We start from the raw sequence: 24,735 nt of genomic DNA, 5'->3' as shown, positions 1-24,735 counted from the left end.
TAGTTATAATAAAAAAAGCGTAAGATATCTTACGCTTTTTTTTCTTACCAAAAGACCCTTACTTATGAAGCGCTTACTCTTTCTAGCACTAATTGTTCTTCTAGGCTGCTCAGGACTAGAGAATAGCGTGCCTGATTCTGTACCTCCTCTGTTTGATTTAGTATCCTCACAAAAAACCGGAGTGGAATTCTCTAACAACATCACTGCGACTTCTATTCTCAACATTTTCACATTCGAATACTTGTACAATGGCGGTGGTGTAGGAATTGGAGATATCAATAATGATGAGTTACCTGATATCTACTTTACCTCCAATCAGGAAGAAAATAAGCTATATCTAAATAAGGGCAATTTTCAATTTGAAGACATAACGATGCGCGCAGGAGTCGCTGGCGCTGGTCGATGGACCAATGGTGTGACAATGGCTGATGTAAACTCAGATGGGTTATTGGATATTTATGTGAGTAACTCTGGGCGAAGCAAACCAGAACTGCGGAGAAATGAACTCTTTATAAACAATGGAGATCTCACCTTTACGGAGAAGGCTGCGGCATATGGGATTGATTCCGAAACGTGCACAACCCAATCCATTTTCCTGGATATAGACAATGACAATGACCTGGATCTCTTCTTGCTTAATAGGCCGACAGCAATATTTAACTCATCAGAAATTCTGGCCCTTAGAGGCCATGTAGACCCAGAGGCTGGTGACGTCCTTTTTAGAAATGACGGTGGCAAATATGTTGACATCAGCGCTCAAGCTGGTATATATCAAAATGGATTAGGGTATGGACTTGGTGTAGTTGCATCCGATCTAAACAAAGATGGATTCATAGATATCTACGTCACCAATGATTATGTAGAGCCTGATTACATGTATATAAACAATGGAGATGGCACTTTCACCGACATAGGAAGAAAAGCTACAAAACACATGTCAAATTTTGGGATGGGTGTGGACGCTGCTGACATCAACAACGATGGGTGGTCAGATGTATTTGTTGCTGACATGTCTGCACCTGACAATTATCGCCAAAAAACGAACATGAAAGCAATGGATCCAAGCCAATTTTATCAGGCCGTCTACTATGGCTTTCATCATCAATACATGTACAATACTCTACAGTTAAACAATCAAGATTTGACATTCAGTGAGGTAGCTCAACTTGGCGGGTTATCCAGCACGGATTGGAGTTGGACTTCCTTAATAGTAGATCTTGATAACGACACCTGGAATGATATAGTAGTCACAAATGGTTTTAGAAAAGACTTTACCAACAAAGATTTTTCTAAGATGCGGGACAAAAAAATGGGTAAAGCCATAAAAGAAGGGCCAAAAGAACGAATGGCCGTAATGGAGGAACTTCTGGAAAAACTGCCCGAAACCAAAATTGGCAACTTCATTTTCAGAAATAAGGGAGATCTAAATTTTGAAGATAAAAGTGAAGATTGGAACTTCAGCACTCCCTCCTATTCCAACGGCGCGGCTGTAGCGGATCTTGACAATGATGGCGACTTGGATATGGTTGTCAATAACATTGACGAGAAGGCATTCATTTACAGAAATAACACATCAAACAATTATTTACGATTAAAGCTAAATGGACCAGAAGGTAACACCTCCGGAATAGGCACCAAACTAACGGCCTTCGTTGGAGATAACATCATTTATCGTGAACATGTAACCACAAGAGGGTATCAATCTTCACAAGAGAATCGAGTTCATTTCGGACTAGGAAATAATGATAAAGTTGACCGCATTCTTGTAGAATGGCCTGACGGTAAATCACAAGAAATTGCATCGGTAGCTTCAAATCAACTGATGTCTATTGACTATCAAAATGCTGTATCCATTGAAAAAAAGAGTGAAACGAGCCATTCATATCTAACAGATGTCACGAAGGAAGTGGGGCTAAAACTCATACATAAAGAAAATTTTCACGACGACTTTGCGGGTGAAGTTTTGTTGCCTCACAAGATGTCTCAATTTGGGCCGGCACTGGCTGTGGGCGACGTTAATGCCGATGGATTGGATGATTTCTTTTTGGGTGGAGCTACGGGTCTACCAGCCAAGGTTATGATTCAAAATAAGGCTGGTTCGTTCTCTTCTTCAGATCAGCCCTACTTTTGGTCTGATGCAAAATACGAAGACGTAGGAGCATCCTTCCTCGATATCGATGGCGACAATGACTTGGACCTCTATGTGTCAAGTGGAGGAAATGAATACTTCCCAAACAACAATCTTTATCAAGACAGATTATATGTAAACGATGGAGGAATCTTCTCAAAAGTAGCATTACCTAAAATCGTAGGTAGTAATTCGGTTGTAAGGCCTTTTGACATTGACCAGGATGGTGACCTGGACCTATTTGTGGGAGGAAGAGTTAATCCCATGCAATACCCTACTCCTGCTAAAAGCTACATTTTAATCAATGATGAAAATTCATTTAGTGATCGCACCAATGACTTTACATCTGAGTTTGAAAAACTTGGTATGATAACCGATGCAGAATGGACCAACTTGAACAACGACTCAAATCCTGAGTTAGTAGTTGTTGGAGAATGGACTGCTATTACTGTCTTTGAGCTATCAGCAGGTAAGTTCATTAATAAAACCTCAGCATATGGCCTGGAAGAAGAAACCGGCTGGTGGTTCTCCATTGAGGTTTCGGATTTCAACGGTGATGGATTCAACGATCTTGTCGCTGGCAATCTTGGTCTGAATTACAAATACAAATCTACTTATGAAGAGCCATTCCATGTGTACTTCAATGATTTTGATGGAAATGGACGGGGAGATATTGTACTCGGATACTACAACGATGGTGATTTATTTCCCTTGAGAGGGAGGCAATGTTCTTCACAGCAAATGCCCACCATTGCCGAAAAATTTGAGACGTATGATGAATTCGGACAAGCAACACTAGAAGAAGTATATGGCGATAGTAAGCTCGAAAAATCAGTTCACTATGCGGCGAATACATTCGCGAGCAAGGTATATATCAACTCACAAGGAAAGAAATTCGAGGGTAAGAACTTACCCAGCATGTCTCAACTCTCTTCCATCAATGCATTCCATATCGATGATTTTAATGATGATGGTAAGCTAGACCTACTTTTTGCAGGTAATCTTTATCCTGTGGAGGTGGAGACCATACGAAACGATGCTTCCTATGGAGGGCTACTTCTAGGAGACGGTAAAGGTAATTTTAATCACCTCCTGGGAGTAGAATCCGGATTTATTGCGGATGGTGATGTAAAGCACCTTGCACCAATCACAATCAAAAATAGAAAGTCCATCATAGTTGTTCGAAATGATGGGCCTGTGAGTATTTATCAACCTAGAAACCCATTAAACAATCAAGCTGGATCACTATGAAAAAACCATTCGCAGCACTACTCCTACTTCTTGGATTTTTTGTAGAGGCACAGAAAGTGACCACCATTCCCGAATTTCCAACGGGCGATGAAGAAATCACTCTCGTATTTGATGTTGCACAAATGACTGATACGAGAGCAGCAAATCTGTTAGGCCTTACCAATGGTGTATACTTATGGTCTGGTGCGGGAACAACTGAAAATAGCGCCCCTTTTGAATTTGAGCCAACAGGACAAGATGATTTTAGCTTACCCTTCGAGCCAGGAACTATGACCTCTCTAGGGAATGATAAATGGGAAATTAAATTAACACCCCGAACTTACTATTCTGTACCTGCTGACAAAGACATTGTAAAACTTGGACTACTCCTTAAGAATGCAAATGGATCGGCACAAACGGAGGATATCGTTATAGAACTTCGACTTGCTGATGAATTCCAACTTGCCATTAATTCTCCCCTCCTTCCTGCGTTTTACAATGAAGATGAGACATTCGATATAGATGTTTCAACTTCTGAGTCATCAGAAATTACCATATCCATCGATGGGAATGAAATCCGAAGTGCCACAGATGTATCAAGTCTAGTTGAAACCGTAACGGCCGCTGGCGGTGGGGATCATTCGGTGATTATCACAGCAAACAATGGTGAAGAAACGCTCCAAAAACAGTTTAGCTATTTGGTTAGAGAAGAATCTGAATTAGTTATCCGTCCAGATGGAATCATCAGAGGCCTCAATTACAATCAAAGTGATGATAGCAGGGTGACCTTGTGCCTGCAGGCTCCAAATAAATCTTCTGTATACATATTGGGAGATTTCAATAACTGGACTCCACAAGCTGACTATCAAATGAAAAAAGATGGTGAGTTTTTCTGGTTGGAAATTTCTGGGCTTGCTTCAGGCACAGAATACGCTTTTCAATACTTAGTTGACGAGGCGATATACATAGCGGACCCATATTCCGATAAGGTTCTGAATTCACAGGATGAGTTCATTCCAGAAGCCATATATCCAAATTTACGGGCGTATCCCACAGAGGCTCAAAATGCAATCGGTTTTTATAATACCGTCTCAGTTTTAGAAACAGGACAAGCAGGTTACCAATGGGGCGTCACGGATTTTCAACGTCCATTAAAAAGTGATCTCGTAATCTATGAACTCCTTGTGAGGGATTTTTTTGGTAATGGAGAAGAAAGCTATTCCAACTTGATTGATACCCTCAGTTACATCAAGAGCCTTGGCGTAAATGCTATTGAATTAATGCCTATCACAGAATTTAGTGGAAATGACAGTTGGGGGTATAATCCAACATTCATGTTTGCTCCTGACAAAGCCTATGGACATAAAAACGAACTAAAAAGATTCATCGATGCTTCGCATGAGCTTGGCATGGCGGTTATTTTAGATATGGTGCTCAATCAACAAGAACAACCATCTCCTTTGATATTATTAGACTTCAACACCAGCACCTCTCAAGTCACGGCTGATAATCCATATTTTAATATTGAGGCGACTCATCCATTCAACGTCTTTTATGACATGAATCATGAAAGTGAATACACCCAAAGTTTTGTTGACACGGTGAACAATTACTGGATCAATGAATACAAGTTTGATGGATTTAGATTCGATCTTTCAAAAGGATTCACCCAGACAAACTCAGGAAGTAACGTCGGTGCATGGTCTTCATACGATGCTTCAAGAATTGCTATTTTGAAACGGATGGCTAGCAAAATTTGGTCATACGATGAAGGCGCTTACGTCATTCTTGAGCATTTTGGAGATGCCACCGAAGAGAGAGAATTGTCAGCATTTGGAATGATGCTTTGGGGGAACATGCATGGAGCATACAAAGAAAACATGCTTGGTTTCGAGGGTGAAGGAACGGACATAAGCGGCATCTATCATTCAAATAGAAACTGGATTAATCCGCACCTCATTGGCTATATGGAAAGTCATGATGAGGAAAGGCAAATGGTAGAAACGAAAAGTTTTGGAATTAGCACGCCTGTCTACTCAACGAGAATATCTGCAGCTTACCGACTCAGAGCTGCATTTGCAACGATGTTAATGGTTCCGGGGCCTAAAATGATCTGGCAATTTGGGGAGCTTGGGTTTGAAACAAGCATTAATGAAAATGGAAGAACTGGTCAGAAGCCAACTCCCTGGGACGATTCAGAGAGTAATAATTTATATGGAAAGGAGTCGAGACAAATTTTGAGGAGTTATGTCTCAGAGATGAATAAACTTCGGTTTGACTACCCGTTGTTGTTTTCCCGTGGCAGCGCCACCATCTCCAACAGCAGCAGTCTTATTAAGCAATTTGCACTTGAATCAAATACAAGTATTGAAAATCCGACAAGTTCAGATGAAATGAGTGCCGTGGTGGTTGCCAATTTCACACTTGAACCAAAAGAAATCACGATTAATTTCCCATTTGATGGCTCTTGGTATAGTTATTTTGACGAAAGCATAGTTGAAGCCACAAGTGGTACTGGTCTCCTGAATTTACGGGCAGGTGATTTCAAAATATTCACAAATTTTCCATTAACTACTCCCAAATTAGTCTTATCCTCAGATAAGGAATTATTTAAAAAATCCATCTCCTACCCCAATCCTGCTACTGACTTAATTACGATCCAATCTGATCAAAATCCACTTTACTATTTCATCTACGATCTAAACGGAAGAGAACTGAAGAGGGGAAAATTTTCAATCGAAAGCGCGCAAATAAATGTATCTGAACTACCCCAGGGCACTTTGATTCTAGAAGTGATTACGCGTTCAGGAAATAGATTGCTAGATAAGATCATAAAAAAATAATCAATGAGAAAACTATTCATCCTTCTATTATTCATATCAATCTCAACCGTTGCTCAAAAACAATTGAAACACATTGACCCACCATTTTGGTGGAGTGACATGCCTGTTTCCAACCTTCAGTTGATGCTTCACGGAGAAAACATTGGAGAGCTTACTCCTGAATTTAGCTATGAAGGAATCACTATTGAGGAGGTTCAGCCATTGGAAAACTTAAATTACTTGGTCATCAACATGTTATTCAGCGAATCGGTGGTACCGGGCACCTTTCAGATTCGGCTAAAGGATGGCAAAAAGACACGTCTCAAGTTTGACTATGAAATCAGAGAGCGGAGCAAGGACACGAACCGAAACCAAGGGTTCAACAGCAGTGATGTAATCTATCTATTGATGCCGGATCGTTTTGCAAATGGCAACCCTGCAAATGACGTGATTGCTGGTATGCTGGAAGGAGTCGATAGAACCAATCCCGATGCAAGACACGGAGGAGATATAAAGGGAGTAGTTGAGCACCTGGACTACATTAAGTCGCTTGGAATGACAGCCGTTTGGCTTACACCCACCTTTGAGAACGATCAAACACCAGCATATGGAGCATATCACGGATATGCTGCCACAGATCTGTACAAAGTTGATCGGAGATTTGGATCAAATGAAGAATTCAAGGCATTTGTAGAGAAGTGTCACACAATGGATATGAAAGTCATCATGGATATGATTCATAATCACATCGGAGATCAGCACTATTGGCTCAAAGATATGCCTGCTGATGATTGGCTTCATGATTTTGAAAAGTATGGAACCACCAGTTTCAGAGGCGAAGTTCAATCAGATCCGCATGCTTCTAAGTACGATCAAGAGAAGTTAGTTAAAGGTTGGTTTGTGCCTGAACTAGCAGATCTTAACCAACAAAACCCCATCCTTGCTAACTACCTCATCCAAAATTCCATTTGGTGGATAGAATACTCCGGCGTGGACGGAATCAGGATGGACACATACGTTTATCCTTACAAAGATTACTTGACACGATGGGTTTCAGAAGTTATCGATGCATATCCAAACTTTAATATTGTTGGTGAATCATGGGTAGAGAAAGTAGCTCATGAAGCCTACTGGCAGGAAGACGCTTCAGGAGAAAATGATGGATTTGATTCCAAATTACCAAGCGTAACCGATTTTCAAATTGCTTTTGCGACTGAACAGGCTCTCACCAGTGACTTTAGCTGGACAGATGGATTAATGAAATTGTATTACGTGTTATCCCAAGATCGATTGTATTCGGATCCGATGAAGAATGTTATATTTCTAGATAACCACGATCTAGATCGGTTCTATGGACGTGTAAAAAGAGATACTGATTTATTCAAGATGGGCTACAGCTATCTTATGACCACTCGAGGAATCCCACAAGTTTACTATGGAACGGAACTCATGTGGGCCAATACTGAAGGAGAAGGAGGTTGGGGAATGAAACGTGCTGACATGCCAGGTGGATGGGCCGAAGACAGTCGCTCGGTATTTACCAAGGAAGGAAGAACTGAAAAAGAGCAAGATGCATTTGAGTTTGTTCAAAAAGTGACTAATTGGAGAAAGGATGCCAGTGTTATCCATGAAGGAAAACTTACCCACTTTATCCCTGAAAACGACACCTATGTTTTTTTTCGACACACCGACAGTGAGGCCGTTATGGTGGTGATGAACAAAAATGAGGAAGCACAAAACTTCGTCAGAGATCGATTTGCCGAGTTTCTAAATAGCTACAGTACAGGTACAAATATCATTGATGGTTCAACCATTGATCTCACGAAAGATTTTCAAGTCGGACCTAAGCAAACGGCTATTTTCGAGTTGAAGAAGTAGCTGATTGCTGAGTAATACTTTCGCACTTTTAAAGGAACAAGTTGATCGTGAGCAGGCTTTCTACTTTTCAATTGAATAAGCAGCTATATCCCCAGAAATAACTACGAAAAACGCTAAACCACGTTTAGGTACTATCCTGCATTACTAATCATTTTAAAAATTGTGACTTTGCATGCACTAATTAAACATAAAATGATGCACCATGAAAAACACAGAAAAACTTAGAATAATGATTCAATTGGCGCTGGTTGATAATCAATTTGAAGATACCGAGCGCAAGTTTATTCAGGATTTAGCCAAGCCAAATAATATTTCTTCTGAAGAACTGGATGAGGTGATAACTGAAGAATTAAAGAAGAAAACGTTTGACATGGATTTAAGTGTCGATTTGGGATTTGATGCGAAAATTGAAATTTTAGCTGACATGGTGGGCGTTATGAAGTCCGATGGCAAAGTGTATCTCAGCGAGATTAAATTTTGCGAGATGGTTGCAAAGGTGTTTGGATTTAAAAAGAAATCGATTGGTCTATTGTCTCAAATGCTAAAGCGAGACGGCTCAGCTGATTGGCCCGCTCTTAAGACTAAAATGGAAGAGCTGAAAAGTTAAAACCTAATTATTGCTGAACTCAATTTGGGGAACAACTCCCCTTCTTTGAGGCTTCTCACTCTACACTCCTTAGAAGTATCTTCCCTTCACCCCCGTTCAATCTTACTCGGATTTGATCACTTTTTCTTTCATAGATCTTGTCATTTAAAGCATCGATATACTTTGTGTAACTCACTTCTAATCCTACAGTTTGAGATCTATCAGACAGGTTGAACAAGGCCAGTGCTTCCTCATCCCCAAGCTTACGTGAATATCCAAAAAGCATTCTTTCATCATCCATTAAAAAATATTCTATGCTTCCGAGGGCGAAAACTGGATTTTGCGTTCGCATTCGAATCATTTGCTTGTAGAAAGCAAGGAGTTCCCGATTGGCTTTAACTTCATCAGGAGGTACAATTCGTTCGCCATACGGATGTGCTTTTTCCTCCTCAAATTGAATATCATCCCACCAGATAGGTTTACGCTCATCAGGATCGTTTGCTCCCCACATACCAATCTCATCTCCATTCCAAATGTGTGGTGACCCCACAAATGTGTATTGATGCAATAGGTACATCTTCAGCAGGTTCCATGTGCCTTCATCCGGCTGATGCACTTTATAAGTTGAATTTTCCGCTAGTTTCGAACCTTGGTCGAAGCGATTTTCATTGAAAAGCATCGTGCTCAATCGTGGTGTATCATGAGTTGCGACAATGTTCATCATAGCTTGTTGACTTTGCGGCTCAATATCAACCACCAAACTATCGTACCACGCTACAAACTCAGAAGGTTTGAGTGCTGGATTGGATTGTTTGAATAATCCGCTAGAAAGAACAAACCAACGGTAATTCATCAAGGCATCAAAATGACCTTCATTGATCATTTTTTCTGGACCCGTCAAATCCGGCCAATCAAACCACCAGGCTTCAGCAACCAGTAAGGCTTCAGGATTTGCGGACTTGACAAATGCTGTATACTCCCGCCACCATCCCAACGTCATCTCTGTTGCAACATCTAAACGGAAGCCATCAACTCCATCTCCAAAATCACCATCTCCGTTGGGATCTAGCCACCGCTCCGAAACATTGAATATGTGCTGCTTAAAACTTTCTGACCCAACATTTCCTTCATGAGGAAGGCGAAGCTCCTCATTCTCAACTTTTTCTTTTATCAAAGGCAAGTACTTAAACCCCCACCAACCCTCAATGTCAGTTTCGTCATTTTGAGTAGCTGGATCGTCAAACTGCTTAACTTCATACCAATCTTTGAAGGCAGAATTACTGCCATTGGTTCTAATATCATTGACTGCCCAGAAATCATACCCTGTATGATTCCAGGAAAAATCTAAAATTACTTTGATACCTCTTTCATGAAACTGGTTGATCACTTCCAAAAACATTTTATCTGCGGCTGTCCACTGCCATGTGTCCGGATCAATTGGGTTTTCTTCAGTCATTAATGCCACATCGCCTGTAGGATCAGGCCCAAAATTTCTGTCGATATGTCTCCAGTGTCGTGGATCATATTTATGCAAGGATGGTGCGTCGTTGAGCGGATTGAAATAAACACCTGTAATTCCCAAAGAATCCAAATAGTCAATCTTATCCAATACACCTTGCAGATCCCCACCATACCTTCTCAGCTGCATTTTTGAATTAAAATCCATTTCCTCCAAATCATCCATCCAGGTATCTTCTTTGTACCAGTCAGAGCCCCACTTAGTCACATTCCAGGAAGTAGGAATGTTTTCTGGAAACGTCATCAGCATATCCCTTGGAGTAGGATCATTCGAGGGATCACCGTTTCTAAATCGCTCAGGAAATATCTGATACCACACTACATTTCGAGACCATTTTGGTACACTATTGGTGTTTTCGATTTTATTTTCATCAAGGCCATTACAGGAAACAACTAACAATAGAAGAGACATGAGGATATACGGAGGCATAATCAAGATTAATTTCTAGCTAAACGGTTAATCCAGCGACAATTTTAACCCATAAACGGCCAAACAGTCTATCATATACTTGAAAGAAATAACATATATAAAACTAAAGAAGTCATTCCGAGTTAAATTGATGAAAACAAATTTAGGTTTATCAGTCTTATTAAATTAGGAATTCGTCAATGACGAACGTTCATGATAAAAGTATTTGCATCGATACTCTTCCTTCTAAGCTTGTATATCGCAAAAGCGCAAGAGGTACCGCCTATACGAAACTTTAATCCATCTAGCTATCAGGCCGGAAGTCAAAATTGGTCCATATCTCAATCAGATAGCAAGCACATATATGTCGCCAACAACGAAGGTCTTCTTGAATTTAATGGTGCTAAATGGACACTCTACCCTTCTCCAAATGAAACTATTCTTAGATCTGTAGAGGTAATTGATGACAAAATCTTTACAGGATGCTACATGGAATTTGGTTTCTGGACTAGAAATTCAAAAGGAAGGTTAACCTATACATCCATATCAGAAAACTTAGAGTTAGCGCTCGTTGAGGATGAAGAGTTTTGGAACATCTTGAAAATTGATGAATTGATCATTTTTCAATCACTCAACAGCATATACATCTATGATCCAAAAATTAACACCGCTAGAATTATTGAAGCAGCTGAATCCATTGTAAACATCTACCCGATAGCAGGAGAAGTATATTTTCAGCAAAACAACAAAGGGTTGTATCAAATCATCAATGGAGAAAGCATACCCATAATTGATGGATCAAGATTCAACGATGATGAGATCATCAGTATGTTTTTAGTTGGAGAAGAACTTATAATCCTTACAAAGAATAATGGATTCTATGCCTACGCAAATGACCAACTAAAAGTCGTTCCATCCGCACTGGACTCTTACGATAACATAGGGATCTACAGTGCTATAAAACTCAGAGATAGAGGCTATGCCCTTGGCAGTATCGCTCATGGAATTCTTTTGCTAGATGAGACACTACAGGTCAAATACAAAGTAAATCAGAACGCTGGACTTCAAAACAATACCGCTCTGTGCCTATTTGAAGATAGAGACAGCAACCTTTGGATTGGGTTGGACAATGGAGTCAGTGTTGTAAACATTACTTCTCCAATACGAGTATACTCTGACCAAACAGGAGTTTTTGGTAGCGTTTATGCCACTGCGATTCACAACGGCTATCTATACCTTGGGACAAATCAGGGGCTTTTTTGCAAACCCATTTCAAATTCATCAACCTTTGATTTCATTGAGGGGTCGCAGGGGCAAGTATGGCATCTATCATCAATAAATGATCAGTTGTTTGTGGGGCATCACAACGGAACCTTTCTTTTAAAGGGTAAAAAACTTGAGCAAATCAGCAACATCCAAGGTACCTGGAACATCCGGCCTTTAGACGACAAAACGATAATTCAAGGCAATTATGCTGGATTATACGCATTGAAATTGGATGGAGGTAAATGGATTCTTTCAAATAAGCTTGAAGGGTTTGATAATTCAGCGCGTCACTTCGAATTAATCAATACTACAATCATTGTCAATCATGAGTACAAAGGTGTCTACATCATCAAAGCTGACAATTCATTTACAAAAGTTGAATCCATTCATGCTGACACAGTGCTCAAAGGACCAAACTCAGGATTAATAAAATATAAAAACGATATTCTGTATGCCTCAAAAAAAGGAATATTCAAATTCAGTCCGGGCAATGGTAAATTCTCAAAAGACAGCCTACTCAGCACTAGCTATACCCAAACAGATTACGTGTCGGGAAAGATGATTTTGAATGACCAAAAAGATGAATTTTGGATTTTTTCGAAAAGTAAAATCACAAACGTTTCATCTGGGAACTTATCTAGTGGGCCAAAAATCGAAAGCATACCATTGGTTTTAGCATCACGAAGAAATGTAGTCGAATATGAAAATATCATCCCATACCTAATTGGTGATCAATATTTAATTGGTACCAGTTTTGGCTATATCATTATTGATTTAGCTAAAATAAAAATTACAGACTTCAGCGTACAGATAGGTACCATTAGCAAAGGGATCAATGAAGATCACAGTGTTTCCGAAACACTCATTGACATTGATGATCAAGGAGAATTTGCCAGTGATGAAAACAATTTAAACTTCACTTTTTATTCACCGCACTATTTGAGATTTTTTGAACCCACCTATCAGTATCAGCTTCTGGGGGAATATGATGAATGGAGCGAGTGGGATTCCGAGTCCTCCATTCTATTTGAAAACATCCCCCCGGGTAAATATATCTTCAATGTGCGAGCGAAAATTGGCGATACACTCTCTAAAAATATTGCCTCTTACAACTTTACGATTGCGAAACCATGGTTTGCTACCAACCTCATGCTAATCATCTATTTCCTGATAGTGATAGCTTTTTCAATTTTCATGCACAACGTCTACAAAAGGTATTATAGAAAACAGCAGCGAAAGCTAATTGAAGAAAATCAACGAGAATTAAAGCTCGCCAAACTTCAAAATGAAAAGCAAATCATAAAGATAAAAAACCAGCAGCTGCAAGACGATTATAAAAATAAGAGCAACGAACTAGCGGCTTCCACTATGAGTATCATCAAAAAGAATGAACTTCTTACCCAGGTGAAAGAACAACTCATTGACATAAGAGATGAGCCGGTGGCAAAGCGAGTAGTTAGAATCATTGACAAAAGTCTAAATCAAGACGAGAATTGGGAACTCTTTAAAGATGCTTTTAACAATGCCGATAGTGAGTTCTTCAAAAATTTAAAAATACTTCACCCCAAGCTTTCACCCAACGACTTAAAACTCTGTGCCTACCTCAGGCTTAACCTCTCCTCAAAAGAAGTAGCACAACTGATCAATATCTCTCCCAGAAGCGTCGAAGTAAAACGATACAGATTACGGAAAAAACTCAATTTGGAGAGTGATGCAAACCTAACAGACTACATCCTCGGCATCTAAGGGTGCTACAACCCCATTCCAGTCACCTCAACATTACCCATACAAGCGGGAAAACAAGGAAGATTTAAAACACTTCTACTTACCGGATGTTTCATACTCGTAAAACTTAATTCTGACTTCTCAGAGTTACAAAATTTGAAAATTTGAGCTTCAAACGTTGAAATATTTTCACCTGTATGTTTTTTGTTGGGGTCGTTTTTATGGAGTTCGTAAAAGCTTAAAATAACTTGATGGTTCAGATTTCCAGTATGAAAAGTAAAAATTACTGCCATTTGGGATTGCAGTAATTAAACAAAAAAGGATTCTGGCTAACTCACTTTTGAAGAGCATCAAGCTTTTAAAAAGATAAAAGACAAAACTTAATCGAAATGAGAAAAAACCTTCTACTACTCATCTTTTATTTGGCCGCCATGTATCTGGCTGCTCAATCAAGCACAGGAAGCGCCAATCAAGTAAAAGTCATAAATGATCAATTTGGATTCAAACTTCAGGTTGACGGAAAAGACTTCATGGTAAATGGTATGAATTGGGATTATGTGCCCATAGGATCAACCATTACAGATCCGGGCATATGGAATAGATCTGATGAAGTTATAATGGCAGCACTAGATGCAGAAATGTCCATGCTTAAAAACATGGGTGTCAATGCCATTAGAACTTATGGCTTAAAACCCAAATGGGTATCATACATATATGAGAATTACGGCATATACACGATGCTCAATATCACATTTGGTGCATATGGACTCACCATTAATGGCACATGGACACCACAAACTGATTATGCAGATCCAGCAACCAGAGAAATTCTTATGAAGGAAGCCATAGATATGGCAAATACCTATAAGAATACACCTGGATTGCTATTATATATGATAGGAAATGAAAACAATTACCACCTATCATGGACGGGTGCCGAAACAGAAGCAATTCCAATAGAAGGGGTTGATTCAGAAAAGATAAAAGCGGCTCGCGCATTATATAAAGCATTCAACGATGCGACATTAGAAGTAAAAAAAATAGATCAATCTCATCCGGTTGCCATTTGTAATGGGGATTTATTGTATGCTGATATTGTGAAGCAAGAGTGTACTGACATTGATATCTATGGAACAAATATGTACCGAGGTATTTCGTTCAGTGACGCTTTTACCCGAGTGAGGGATGAGTTGAACATGCCTATACTCTTTGCCGAGTTTGGAGCTGATGCATTCAATGCCAGAGATAACCAAGAGGATCAATATTCTCAAGCCTACTATATGACCGGCAACTGGAAAGAAATCTATGCCAATGCTGCGGGAGTGGGCGGAGCTAAAAACTCAATTGGAGGATTCACTTTCCAATTTTCTGATGGATGGTGGAAATACAAGCAAACAGAAAACCTGGATGTTCACGATAACATAGCCGTATGGCCAAATGGTGGTTATGCCAGAGATCAGGCCAGTCCAGGTGAAAACAACATGAATGAAGAATGGTTTGGCGTTTGCGCTAAAGGGCCCACTGATGGAAGAGGTTTATATCAATTGTATCCACGTGCAGCATATTATGCCCTCAAAGAAGCACATCAATTGGATCCTTACAGCCCGGGGATAACTGAAGAGTACGTTTCGGGCTATTTCAATGATATAGAAATATTCGATGCTGTCTTGAGAGCAAGAGGAGATAAAGCAGCTTTAGCAGGAGAACGTGGAGGAAAAATATCCATTGATAGAGTTAGGGCTGAATTCACCACATTTATAACCGGTGGAGATTTAATTACTACAGCAAATCCAGATCCTGCCAACCCGACTACTCCTAACAAACTTGGATTTGATCGAATGGAATCTTATTTCATTGGCATTGAAGCAAATCCCGAGCCTAGTGTAAGGGCAAATGTGACTTTTAATGTGTTGGGTAATGTAGCTCAGAACCCAATCAATGAAATATTTTACGAAAGAAGAGGACAAACGAAAAGCTTTGTGACCCAAACGGGTAATGTCGCGGCTAGCCCTGACAGAGTTGCAGTATATCAGGCAGAATACTCTTGGGAGCATAAATATTTCAGCTTAGATGGCTTCTACAGAACAGGACACTACCATTGGGGATATGAAGGAGACTTCTTTGGGCTTTATCCTGAAGCAAACTATGGGCCTAATATCGATATCTATAATGGCGTAGCTCCCAATGGATTTGAAATAACAGGTAAAAAGCAGCTAGAAGGTTTGAAAGTAGCCTATGGTCCTGAGCTCTGGTGGGGAGCCAATCCGGCAGTATTGTTGAAATACACGAAAACGATAAAAAATATTGAGTTGGCTGGCATCTTCCATGAAGATTTGGAAGAACCAGGATCGGCGCTAAGTTCATTAGCTGTACCACAACCCAGAACAAGAAGAGCCTCTGTATATGCTAAGACCAAATACAAAAAATTTGGAATTGAAGTTGGCGGTCTTTGGGGTGGCCAGCCGCTGGTAGGGAGAGAATTTCAAATAATCAAAACTATTGCTGAAGTAGATTCCGCATTTACAGATCAAATACGAAATTCTGACACTTGGGGCGGTAAAATCAAGCTTACTTATCAAGGAAAGATCAATTGGTACGGACAAGTTTCATCCAGAGGGTTAGTAGCCAATGCTGGAGGAGACTACACTCAGACGTTCACAGGCTGGAGATTGAAAGATTTTGGGTCAGGTAACGTAAACAGCGTCTTTACGGGATTTACCTATACGATAGGTAAAATCCAGATTGCGCCAAATTTCATGTATCAAAAACCTCTTGTAGATCCTATTCCTGGAGATGCTGCAGCGCCAGCTAGATTGAGGAATATTTTAGATGATCCGTTTGTCGTACGATCCAATAGAGAAACTGTAGCGGGTGAGCTGCTACTAACCTTCGACCCCACTCCGGGAACCTGGATGTACGCCTGGGACAACGATAGATCTGAAGATGCAGAGTTTGCATTGAGTTTAGGTTTTGTTTATTGGCATCTTCCTACATCACAAGATGCAGGAGTGATTTTCCCTGGCAATGGACGTACGCCTGTGGCAGCACCAGGAGCAGCTCCCGCCCAAGATTTATGGGAAGTGAATGCGCGTATCGTTTCTAAACTAAGCACCCAATTCGGCATTATAGCTAACCTCTATGGGGGTAAAGGTCAGGCCAATGGAGATGACGCGAGAACCATTGAACGATTTGGTGGTGATGTTCGAATGATCTACAACAAGCTAAAAATACAGACCCAGGCCAAAGTGAACGATTGGGGTCCTTTTGACTATCACAGAGATTTTAACTTGACCTTCCCTCTCCAATTGATAGCGGATATTTCAACCTCTATTTCCAAACCTGATTGGTTTTTACTTCCAAACACACAATTAGGTGTAAGAGCTACTTGGAGATCATTAGATCGATACTCTCCAAGATATGCTCCAGCCTATACCACTGACCTTCAAGGCAATAGAGTACCAGATCCAGAAGCTCCTGGCTTTGGATTAGGCAATGAATGGGAGTTCAGAACATATCTACACATCAATCTTGGTCAATAATTATTAATACTGAAAGACATGAAAAATTTGACATACAAAACCAGTTTCTTGTGCATTGCATTGCTATCTCTCAGTTGCTCTCGTGACGAAGGAGACTTGCAACCAGCCACCTTTCCCAACACCGCAGAAATTTTCACAGATGTCCCTGTCGGTTTAACTGATCAATTCTTTGTTTCATTTGATCCAGCTGCTGGAGCAAATACAGGTGGATTTGGAACGGACGACAATGAAGCTTATGAAGGAACGACCTCCATAAGAATAGATGTCCCTTCTGCCAATGATCCTGATGGGACATTCATAGGCGGCATTTTCGAAGATCGAGGAGTGGGAAGAAATCTTACAGAATATAATGCATTGACATTTTGGGCCAAGAGCTCCATAACAGCCACCATTGGAACTGTTGGATTTGGGGATGACTTCCAATCAAATACGTATGCTGCATCCCTCAATGATATACCCGTATCTACAGGTTGGGAAAAAGTGATCATCCCCATCCCTGATCCATCCAAATTATTGAATGAACGAGGAATGTTCTTGTTTTCCATAGGGTCCCAAAGCACCGGTGGAGCCGGATTTACAATTTGGCTTGATGAAATCCGCTTCGAAAACCTCGGCATTGTTGCTCAGCCATTAAAAAAGGCGTTGGACCTCCAGGTAGTATTCAATGTTGGCGGAGATGAAGTAGCAGTCAATGCTGCTGCAGGATACTTTGATGAATCAGATTTCGATTTCGCACCGACACCACCAGCAAGAAATGCTGCAGATGTTGTCTCAATTTTTAGTGATGCATATACGAATGTTCAGGTAGATAATTACAATGGGTTTTTCCAATTCGCTACCACCCAAGGTGGTGCCACATCTATAGGAGATGAAAATTTCATAAGCTATACAGATTTGAATTTCGTCAGCATCAATATGTTTAATTCTCCCGATGTAGACGCAAGCGGAATGACACATATTCATGTTGATGTCAATGTTAGAGAGGCTGTTAATGCAGGAGACTTCATCAACCTTTCAATCATAAACAACGATGGAGGTGCATCTCCATCCGATGGATTTGTCTCACTTGGGAGTTATGGTTCTTTGAGAGAAGGACAATGGGTAAGCTATGATATCCCAATAGCAGATTTTGGGGGTCTGGCTGGAATAAACGATGTAGATCTGATCTTCTTCGTTTCCGATGGAACTATCTCCAATGTACTTGTAGACAATGTGTATTTCTACAGGTAATCATCAACTAGGTTTTAAAAAAGCAGACATGAAAACAATAAAAAATCAACTATTCAAAAACTTAACGCTTCTACTATCCCTTAGTATTGCGATAAGTTGTGGTGAAACTGTAGAACTCCCCAATAGACAATATGAGCTAGTTTGGGAAGACAACTTTGACGGTACTACGGGCGATTCCCCAAATGCCGCAAACTGGGATTTCGAAACCGGAACCGGCATAAATGGATGGGGCAATCAGGAACTTCAGAATTATACCAATAGACCTGAAAATGTTTCACTCGATGGTAAGGGGAACCTTATAATTACAGCCATTCAAGAATCCTTCGGCGGAAGTAATTATACCTCAGGAAGGATAATCACAAAAGACAAACAAGAATTTCAATACGGAAGAATAGAGGCGCGCTTAAAAACTCCATTTAGCCAAGGCTTGTGGCCTGCATTCTGGATGCTAGGAGCTGACATAGAAACAGTGCCAGACAATGATGAAACAACTGTAGTTTGGCCTCAGGCGGGAGAAATAGACATTATGGAATTAAGAGGTCAAGAGCCAAGTACCATTGCAGGTTCCATCCACGGCCCTGGGTACTCAGGAGGAAATGCGGTCTCTTCAGATTTCATCTTAGATGATGCTCGATTCGATACCGAATTTCATGTGTTCGCGGTTGAATGGGGGCCAGATTTTATCGATTTTTTCGTAGATGATCAGCTCTATCAGCAACTGACCCCTGAAAGCCTTCCTGAAGGAAGTGAGTGGGTCTTTAATAAAGAATTTTTCATACTCCTCAATGTGGCGGTTGGTGGAAATTATGTGGGTAATCCTAACGATAACTCCAGATTTCCACAAACCATGACCGTGGATTATGTACGTGTATATCAATAATTTTTAACCATTAAATAATAAATATTATGAGACAAATACTTAAAAATGCATTGCTGATGACCTTACTTGGCTCAGTCGTGTTTTTATTTAGTTGTAACGAGGACAAAGATCCTGTGATAGAAGCCCCAGTAGCCAGTTTCACTGTGTCAGTAGATGGAGCTACGGCAACCTTTACCAATACTTCTACCGGAGAAGACAATACATATGCATGGGATTTTGGAGATGGAACTAGCTCCACCTCTTCCGATGCAACTGTTACAAAACAATACACAGAAGCAGGCACATTCACTATAAGTTTATTAGCCACTAATGACGGAGGCAATAATACTGCTACAGGAGAGGTAGTGATTTCTGCAGGAGCCGTGGATCAGGATGCTCCCGTAATTACACTTGTGGGTGAATCTGAAATTTCGCTGGCAATCGGATCAGATTACGAAGATGCAGGAGCAACCGCCAATGATAATGTTGATGGGAATGTTACTGCAAACATTGAGGTAACGGGAACGGTTAACACCCTTCAACCAGGTGTTTATACACTTGCATATAATGTAAGTGATGCTGCTGGTAATGCAGCAACAGAGGTGATCAGAACTGTAACCATTACATACAGTGCAGGCCTATTGACTAATGGCGACTTTGAGACGGGTGATGGAACAGGATGGATAGGTAATGCTTTGGATGTAAGAACTGAAGGGGGTAATAGTTTTGCATTTGCTAACGTGGAAACTGCCGGAAATGGCTTTGATGTCAACATAAGTCAAGTAGTTCCAATGGGATCAGGCAATACGTATAGATTATCTTTCAATGCTTCTTCCGATGGCACAAGAACAATACTTGCCGGTATTGGATTAAATGAGCAACCATTTACCAACAAAACTGAAACTGTTGATTTGACGGCTACTGAACAGCGCTTTAGCTATGAGCTAACCGCCAATTTCGGTTCGGATAACAGCAGGATCATATTTGACATGGGTGCCGATGTAGGCGTAGTGGTAATTGACAATGTGACACTTGAACTCGTATCAGAGTACACTGTTGGATTACCATTAGATTTCGAAAATGAGGCTGTTATTGCAAGTCCATTTAATGGTGCCGCATTTGCTTTTGCTGAAGATCCTGCCGATGCTTCCAATAAAGTTGGTCAAATAACCAACATAGGTGCCGGCTTTGAAGGTGTCACATTCTCTTTAGGTACCGATATTGACTTGAGCACTGACAAGCAAATTTCCATGCAATTCAATTCGTCTGCCGCAAGTGTTCCAGTTTTATTAAAACTAGAAGGAACCGCACCTGTAGAATTAACTGCAACTGCTGCTACTACCGGATGGCAAGAATTAACGTTTGACTTTAGTGCGTCTTCAGGAACTTTCAACGGAATAACTGTATTTGTTGATGGGCCTGGTGCTACCACCGGAGTATTTTATGTGGACGACATCAAGCAAGAAGCGAGCTCCGGAGGCGGAGGTTCCGCAGGAGACGAACTTGCAACAAATGGAGATTTTGAAGCAGGGGATATTTCAGGATGGGCAAGTTTTCCTACTGCAGGAAGTACATTCACAGCAGAAACAAGTAACCCATCTTCGGGCACCTACTCTGGAAGACTAAACAATACTACAATTGCTTCTGCTGCTATTATCAAGCAAGCAAACTTGGCAATTGGAACAGTTGTGACAGGTGATGAAATTCAAATTACATTTGATGCGCGGGGGGCAGGAGCAGCCGGAGGAGTAAGCTTTGCTGAATTTTTCTCAGAAATCAATGGAGGCGGTACTTCAAGTAATGAAATTTTGGGAGGTGGACCTTTAGCCTTAGATGCTGATCCTGCTGTGTGGAAATCTTTCTCATTCACTGCAACTGCAGGATCTGATGTAAGTGGAGGAATTACTTTGCAATTCACCTCCACCACTGGAGGAGATGCTTCCTCTACAATGGATATATACTTCGATAACGTATCCATCAAGATCGTTTCTTCAAATTAATAAGAATCAATAATCATACAAGCCGGCCTAAATGGTCGGCTTGTTTTATACAATCATAAAAAAAGACATTTTAATAGTACAGGCAAATATGCCTTGTGCCATGGACAAGAATATGGATCAGATCAATCTTGAATCAATCAAAATAGATTCAGAAACCTATTTTAAAATCAGCAACAATCACCTCATGCGCCCCTTCTTTATGAGTGTGGTGAGTGACTCCAATCATTGGATGTTCATTTCTAGCAACGGAGGATTAACTGCAGGTAGAAAGAATGCCGCGAATGCCATCTTTCCGTATTACACAGATGACAAAATCACTGAATCAGCTGAAAACACTGGATCCAAATCCATTTTTCGTATTCAAAAAGGTAATGAAGATCATTTATGGGAACCCTTCACCAATAGAAACGAAGGGAAATTCAGCTACTCCAGAAACCTTTACAAAAACCTTTACGGTAATAAAATCATCTTTGAAGAAGTCAACCATGACCTTGAAGTTACTTTTAAGTATAAATGGAGTTCAAGCAATGAGTTTGGCTTCATACGGGAAAGTACGCTATCAAACCATTCCAATAAAGAAATTAAAGTCCATCTATTGGATGGCATCCAAAACATCCTGCCAAGCGGAGTTCCTTCCGACACACAAACGAAAAGCAGCAACCTTGTCGATGCTTACAAAAGAAATGAACTTGATCAACGCAGCGGACTCGGCATTTTTGCCTTGAGCGCCATTATTGTAGATCGAGCAGAGCCAAGCGAAGCTTTAAAAGCAAATGTGGTTTGGTCGCTTGGGTTGGGAAAGCCTAACCACCTCCTCTCTTCTTTACAACTAGACCAGTTTAGAAAAACGGGAATTGTAAAAAAGGAAACAGACATTAAAGCCGAGAAAGGGGCTTACCTCCTTTCCAAAGAAATTGAACTAGCATCCAAGGAAGCCAAAACTTGGATGCAAGTCATCAATGTGAATCAAGACATCAGCCAGATTGAAGTACTATCTGATCGCATCCAAAACGATCATACGCTGGCAAAAGCAATTACAGAAGACATCAATGTAGGCACCAAAAGACTCATCCAACGGGTAGGTGCTTCAGATGGGCTGCAACTAACTGCAGACAGCAGGAGAAACGCTCGTCACTACTCAAATACACTTTTCAACATCATGAGAGGTGGGATCTTTGATGAAAACTACCAGATTGAAAAATGGGACTTTAGAAAGTACCTAAAACAAGCCAATCGAGATCTTGCCCAAGGAATGAGTGATGTACTCTCCAAGCTTGACGAGCTCTTTACTTATCAGCAATTATTAGAAGCAGCAAGGGCTTCAAAAAATGTAGATTTTATCCGTTTGAGCACAGAATACCTTCCACTAAAATTCAGCAGAAGACACGGAGATCCCAGTCGTCCATGGAATCAATTTTCCATTAATACCAGGAATGAAGTAGATGGCTCTAAAATTTTAGATTATCAAGGAAATTGGCGTGACATTTTCCAAAATTGGGAAGCTCTGGCGATCTCCTACCCTGAGTTTATTGAAGGCATGATTGCTAAATTTCTCAATGCCAGCACTTTTGATGGTTACAACCCTTACAGAGTGACCAAAGACGGTTTCGACTGGGAAACCATCGAACCGGACGATCCTTGGTCCTACATAGGCTATTGGGGAGATCACCAGATCATTTACCTTCAAAAGTTTCTAGAAATTATTGAAAGTCATTTTCCAGGTAAACTGCACGACTATTTCTCCCAAGACATCTTTGTGTATGCAAACGTTCCTTATAAAATCAAGGCGCATGAGGAAATTTTAGTAGACCCCAAAGACACCATCATTTTCGATGAAGAATTGGATGAGAAAATAATAAAAAATAGAGAAGAGAAGGGTGCTGATGGCGCATTGCTTCAAACCAAAAATGGCGACATCTATCGGGTCAATTTCCTTGAAAAGATTTTAGCAACCTCACTTGCCAAATTATCCAATTTCATTCCTGAAGGTGGCATATGGTTAAACACGCAACGCCCCGAATGGAATGATGCAAACAATGCGCTGGTTGGAAACGGAGTGTCTATGGTCACACTCTACTATTTACGTCGTTTTTTCAGCTTTCTTCAAGAATTGCTTAAAAAGCAAAGAGGGCCTAAGGAAATAGCTATTTCAATAGAACTAGTAGAGTTATATGTAGCAATCAGAAAGGTGTTTGAACATCACCATGCTGATTTAAAGAACTCAATCTCTAATCATACAAGGAAAGAAATTCTCGATGGTCTGGGTATTGCTGGAAGCCAATACAGAAACCAGATTTATAACAAATTATTCTCTGGAGGTAAACGAAAAGTAGTTATCTCTGAATTGGAATCGTTTTGTAAGCTGGTGCTGGATTTTCTAGACCACTCCATTGATGCCAATAAACGAACCGATGGGATGTATCATGCATACAACCTGATGACCGTTGATAATGAAAGTGAGGCAAGTATCAGCCACTTAAGCGAGATGCTTGAAGGCCAGGTAGCCGTCTTGAGCTCTGGGTACCTATCATCTCGCCAAAGTCTTGAAGTCCTTGATGCCATGAAAGGCAGTAAGCTTTTTAGACCTGACCAATACACCTATTTGCTTTATCCAAATAAGGAGTTGGCTAAGTTTTTAGAAAAGAATGTCATCCCCGCTAAAAGCATAGAATCATCTGAGCTATTGAGTCAAATGATCAATGATGGGGACACTAGAATAGTTATAAAAGACATCAAAAATCAATGCCATTTCAATGGAAATTTCAGGAATGCCAGTGATGTAAAAAGTGCGCTTGATCTTCTTTCAAATACTTCTCAAGCTGAACTTGCAAAGAAAGATCGTAAACAGATTCTTAAAATTTATGAAGAAGTATTTGATCATAAGGCATTTACGGGACGTTCAGGTACCTTCTTTGGGTATGAAGGGCTAGGTTCCATTTATTGGCACATGGTATCCAAACTGCTTTTGGCTACTGAAGAATGCGCGCTCAAAGCCGTTCACAATGGAGAATCACCGGAGATAGTTGGGAAACATCTCGAACACTACTATGAAATAAACGAAGGCATAGGTGTGAATAAATCCCCTGAACTCTATGGTGCATTCCCAATAGATCCATACTCACATACGCCGCTAGGGAAAGGTGCTCAGCAGCCCGGTATGACAGGCCAGGTGAAAGAAGACATCTTGAGTAGAGTTGGGGAATTGGGTATCACAGTGATTGATGGCAAAATACAATTCAAACCATGCCTGCTAAGAGCAGAAGAATTCCTTAAAAAGAATGAACAGTTTGAATACATAGCAACGGATCAAAGCGAACAATCATTGACTGTATCAGCCAACAGTCTTGTTTTTACTTACTGTCAGATACCCGTTACCTATACCCTCGCAGGTCAATATAAAATTACTGTTTTCAATAATGATGACTCTTCGTACTCATTTGACTCTAACACACTGGATGAATCAACGAGTCGACACTTTTTTAGTAGATCAGGAAAAATAAAAGAAGTACACGTTTTCGTGGATCAAAAAGATTTAAAATAAAAGA

The 24,735-nt window shown here is 40.4% G+C and carries 11 protein-coding genes; 10 read left to right on the top strand and 1 reads right to left on the bottom strand.

Features of this window, described 5'->3' with window-relative positions:
• Positions 1–64: 64 nt before the first annotated feature.
• The 4 genes from ABJF57_RS18665 to ABJF57_RS18650 all read left to right on the top strand — a co-directional run bounded on the left by ABJF57_RS18665 (position 65) and on the right by ABJF57_RS18650 (position 8,665).
• A complete protein-coding gene (locus ABJF57_RS18665; protein ID WP_462232860.1) occupies positions 65–3,379 on the top strand; it encodes a VCBS repeat-containing protein in 3,315 nt (1,104 codons plus the stop codon).
• On the top strand, positions 3,376–6,201 hold the full coding sequence (locus ABJF57_RS18660) for an alpha-amylase family glycosyl hydrolase (protein WP_462232859.1): 2,826 nt from the start codon (positions 3,376–3,378) through the stop codon (positions 6,199–6,201). The genes ABJF57_RS18665 and ABJF57_RS18660 overlap by 4 nt, the downstream gene beginning before the upstream one ends.
• Positions 6,202–6,204: 3 nt before the next feature.
• On the top strand, positions 6,205–8,058 hold the full coding sequence (locus ABJF57_RS18655; protein WP_462232858.1) for a glycoside hydrolase family 13 protein: 1,854 nt from the start codon (positions 6,205–6,207) through the stop codon (positions 8,056–8,058).
• Between the two features lie 202 nt (positions 8,059–8,260).
• The gene (locus ABJF57_RS18650) at positions 8,261–8,665 is read left to right on the top strand and encodes a hypothetical protein (protein WP_462232857.1); all 405 of its coding nucleotides are present in this window, start codon (positions 8,261–8,263) and stop codon (positions 8,663–8,665) included.
• 55 nt (positions 8,666–8,720) lie between these two features.
• Here ABJF57_RS18650 and ABJF57_RS18645 read toward each other — a convergent pair whose 3' ends face one another.
• The gene (locus ABJF57_RS18645; RefSeq protein WP_462232856.1) at positions 8,721–10,592 is read right to left on the bottom strand and encodes an alpha-amylase family glycosyl hydrolase; all 1,872 of its coding nucleotides are present in this window, start codon (positions 10,590–10,592) and stop codon (positions 8,721–8,723) included.
• A gap of 192 nt (positions 10,593–10,784) precedes the next feature.
• Here ABJF57_RS18645 and ABJF57_RS18640 point away from each other — a divergent pair, with 192 nt between their 5' ends.
• The 6 genes from ABJF57_RS18640 (at position 10,785) to ABJF57_RS18615 (ending at position 24,731) form a co-directional block, all read left to right on the top strand.
• Complete coding sequence (locus ABJF57_RS18640) at positions 10,785–13,583, top strand: helix-turn-helix and ligand-binding sensor domain-containing protein (protein ID WP_462232855.1); 2,799 nt, start codon at positions 10,785–10,787, stop codon at positions 13,581–13,583.
• A 368-nt stretch (positions 13,584–13,951) separates the two neighbouring features.
• The gene (locus tag ABJF57_RS18635) at positions 13,952–17,101 is read left to right on the top strand and encodes a glycoside hydrolase family 2 TIM barrel-domain containing protein (protein WP_462232854.1); all 3,150 of its coding nucleotides are present in this window, start codon (positions 13,952–13,954) and stop codon (positions 17,099–17,101) included.
• 18 nt (positions 17,102–17,119) lie between these two features.
• Positions 17,120–18,331 carry a hypothetical protein gene (locus tag ABJF57_RS18630; RefSeq protein ID WP_462232853.1) on the top strand — a complete coding sequence of 404 codons (1,212 nt, stop codon included), beginning with the start codon at positions 17,120–17,122 and terminating at the stop codon, positions 18,329–18,331.
• Positions 18,332–18,359: 28 nt separating this feature from the next.
• Positions 18,360–19,211 (top strand): glycoside hydrolase family 16 protein, encoded by an 852-nt coding sequence (locus ABJF57_RS18625; RefSeq protein WP_462232852.1) that lies wholly within the window; start codon positions 18,360–18,362, stop codon positions 19,209–19,211.
• A 26-nt stretch (positions 19,212–19,237) separates the two neighbouring features.
• A complete protein-coding gene (locus ABJF57_RS18620) occupies positions 19,238–21,190 on the top strand; it encodes an immunoglobulin-like domain-containing protein (RefSeq protein WP_462232851.1) in 1,953 nt (650 codons plus the stop codon).
• A 100-nt stretch (positions 21,191–21,290) separates the two neighbouring features.
• Complete coding sequence (locus ABJF57_RS18615; RefSeq protein WP_462232850.1) at positions 21,291–24,731, top strand: hypothetical protein; 3,441 nt, start codon at positions 21,291–21,293, stop codon at positions 24,729–24,731.
• Positions 24,732–24,735: the final 4 nt, after the last annotated feature.

This window comes from Ekhidna sp., from assembly GCF_039940915.1.
GTDB lineage: Bacteria > Bacteroidota > Bacteroidia > Cytophagales > Cyclobacteriaceae > Ekhidna.
The sequence above is the reverse complement of the archived record's forward strand: the minus strand, read 5'-3'. Positions and strand labels throughout refer to the sequence as shown.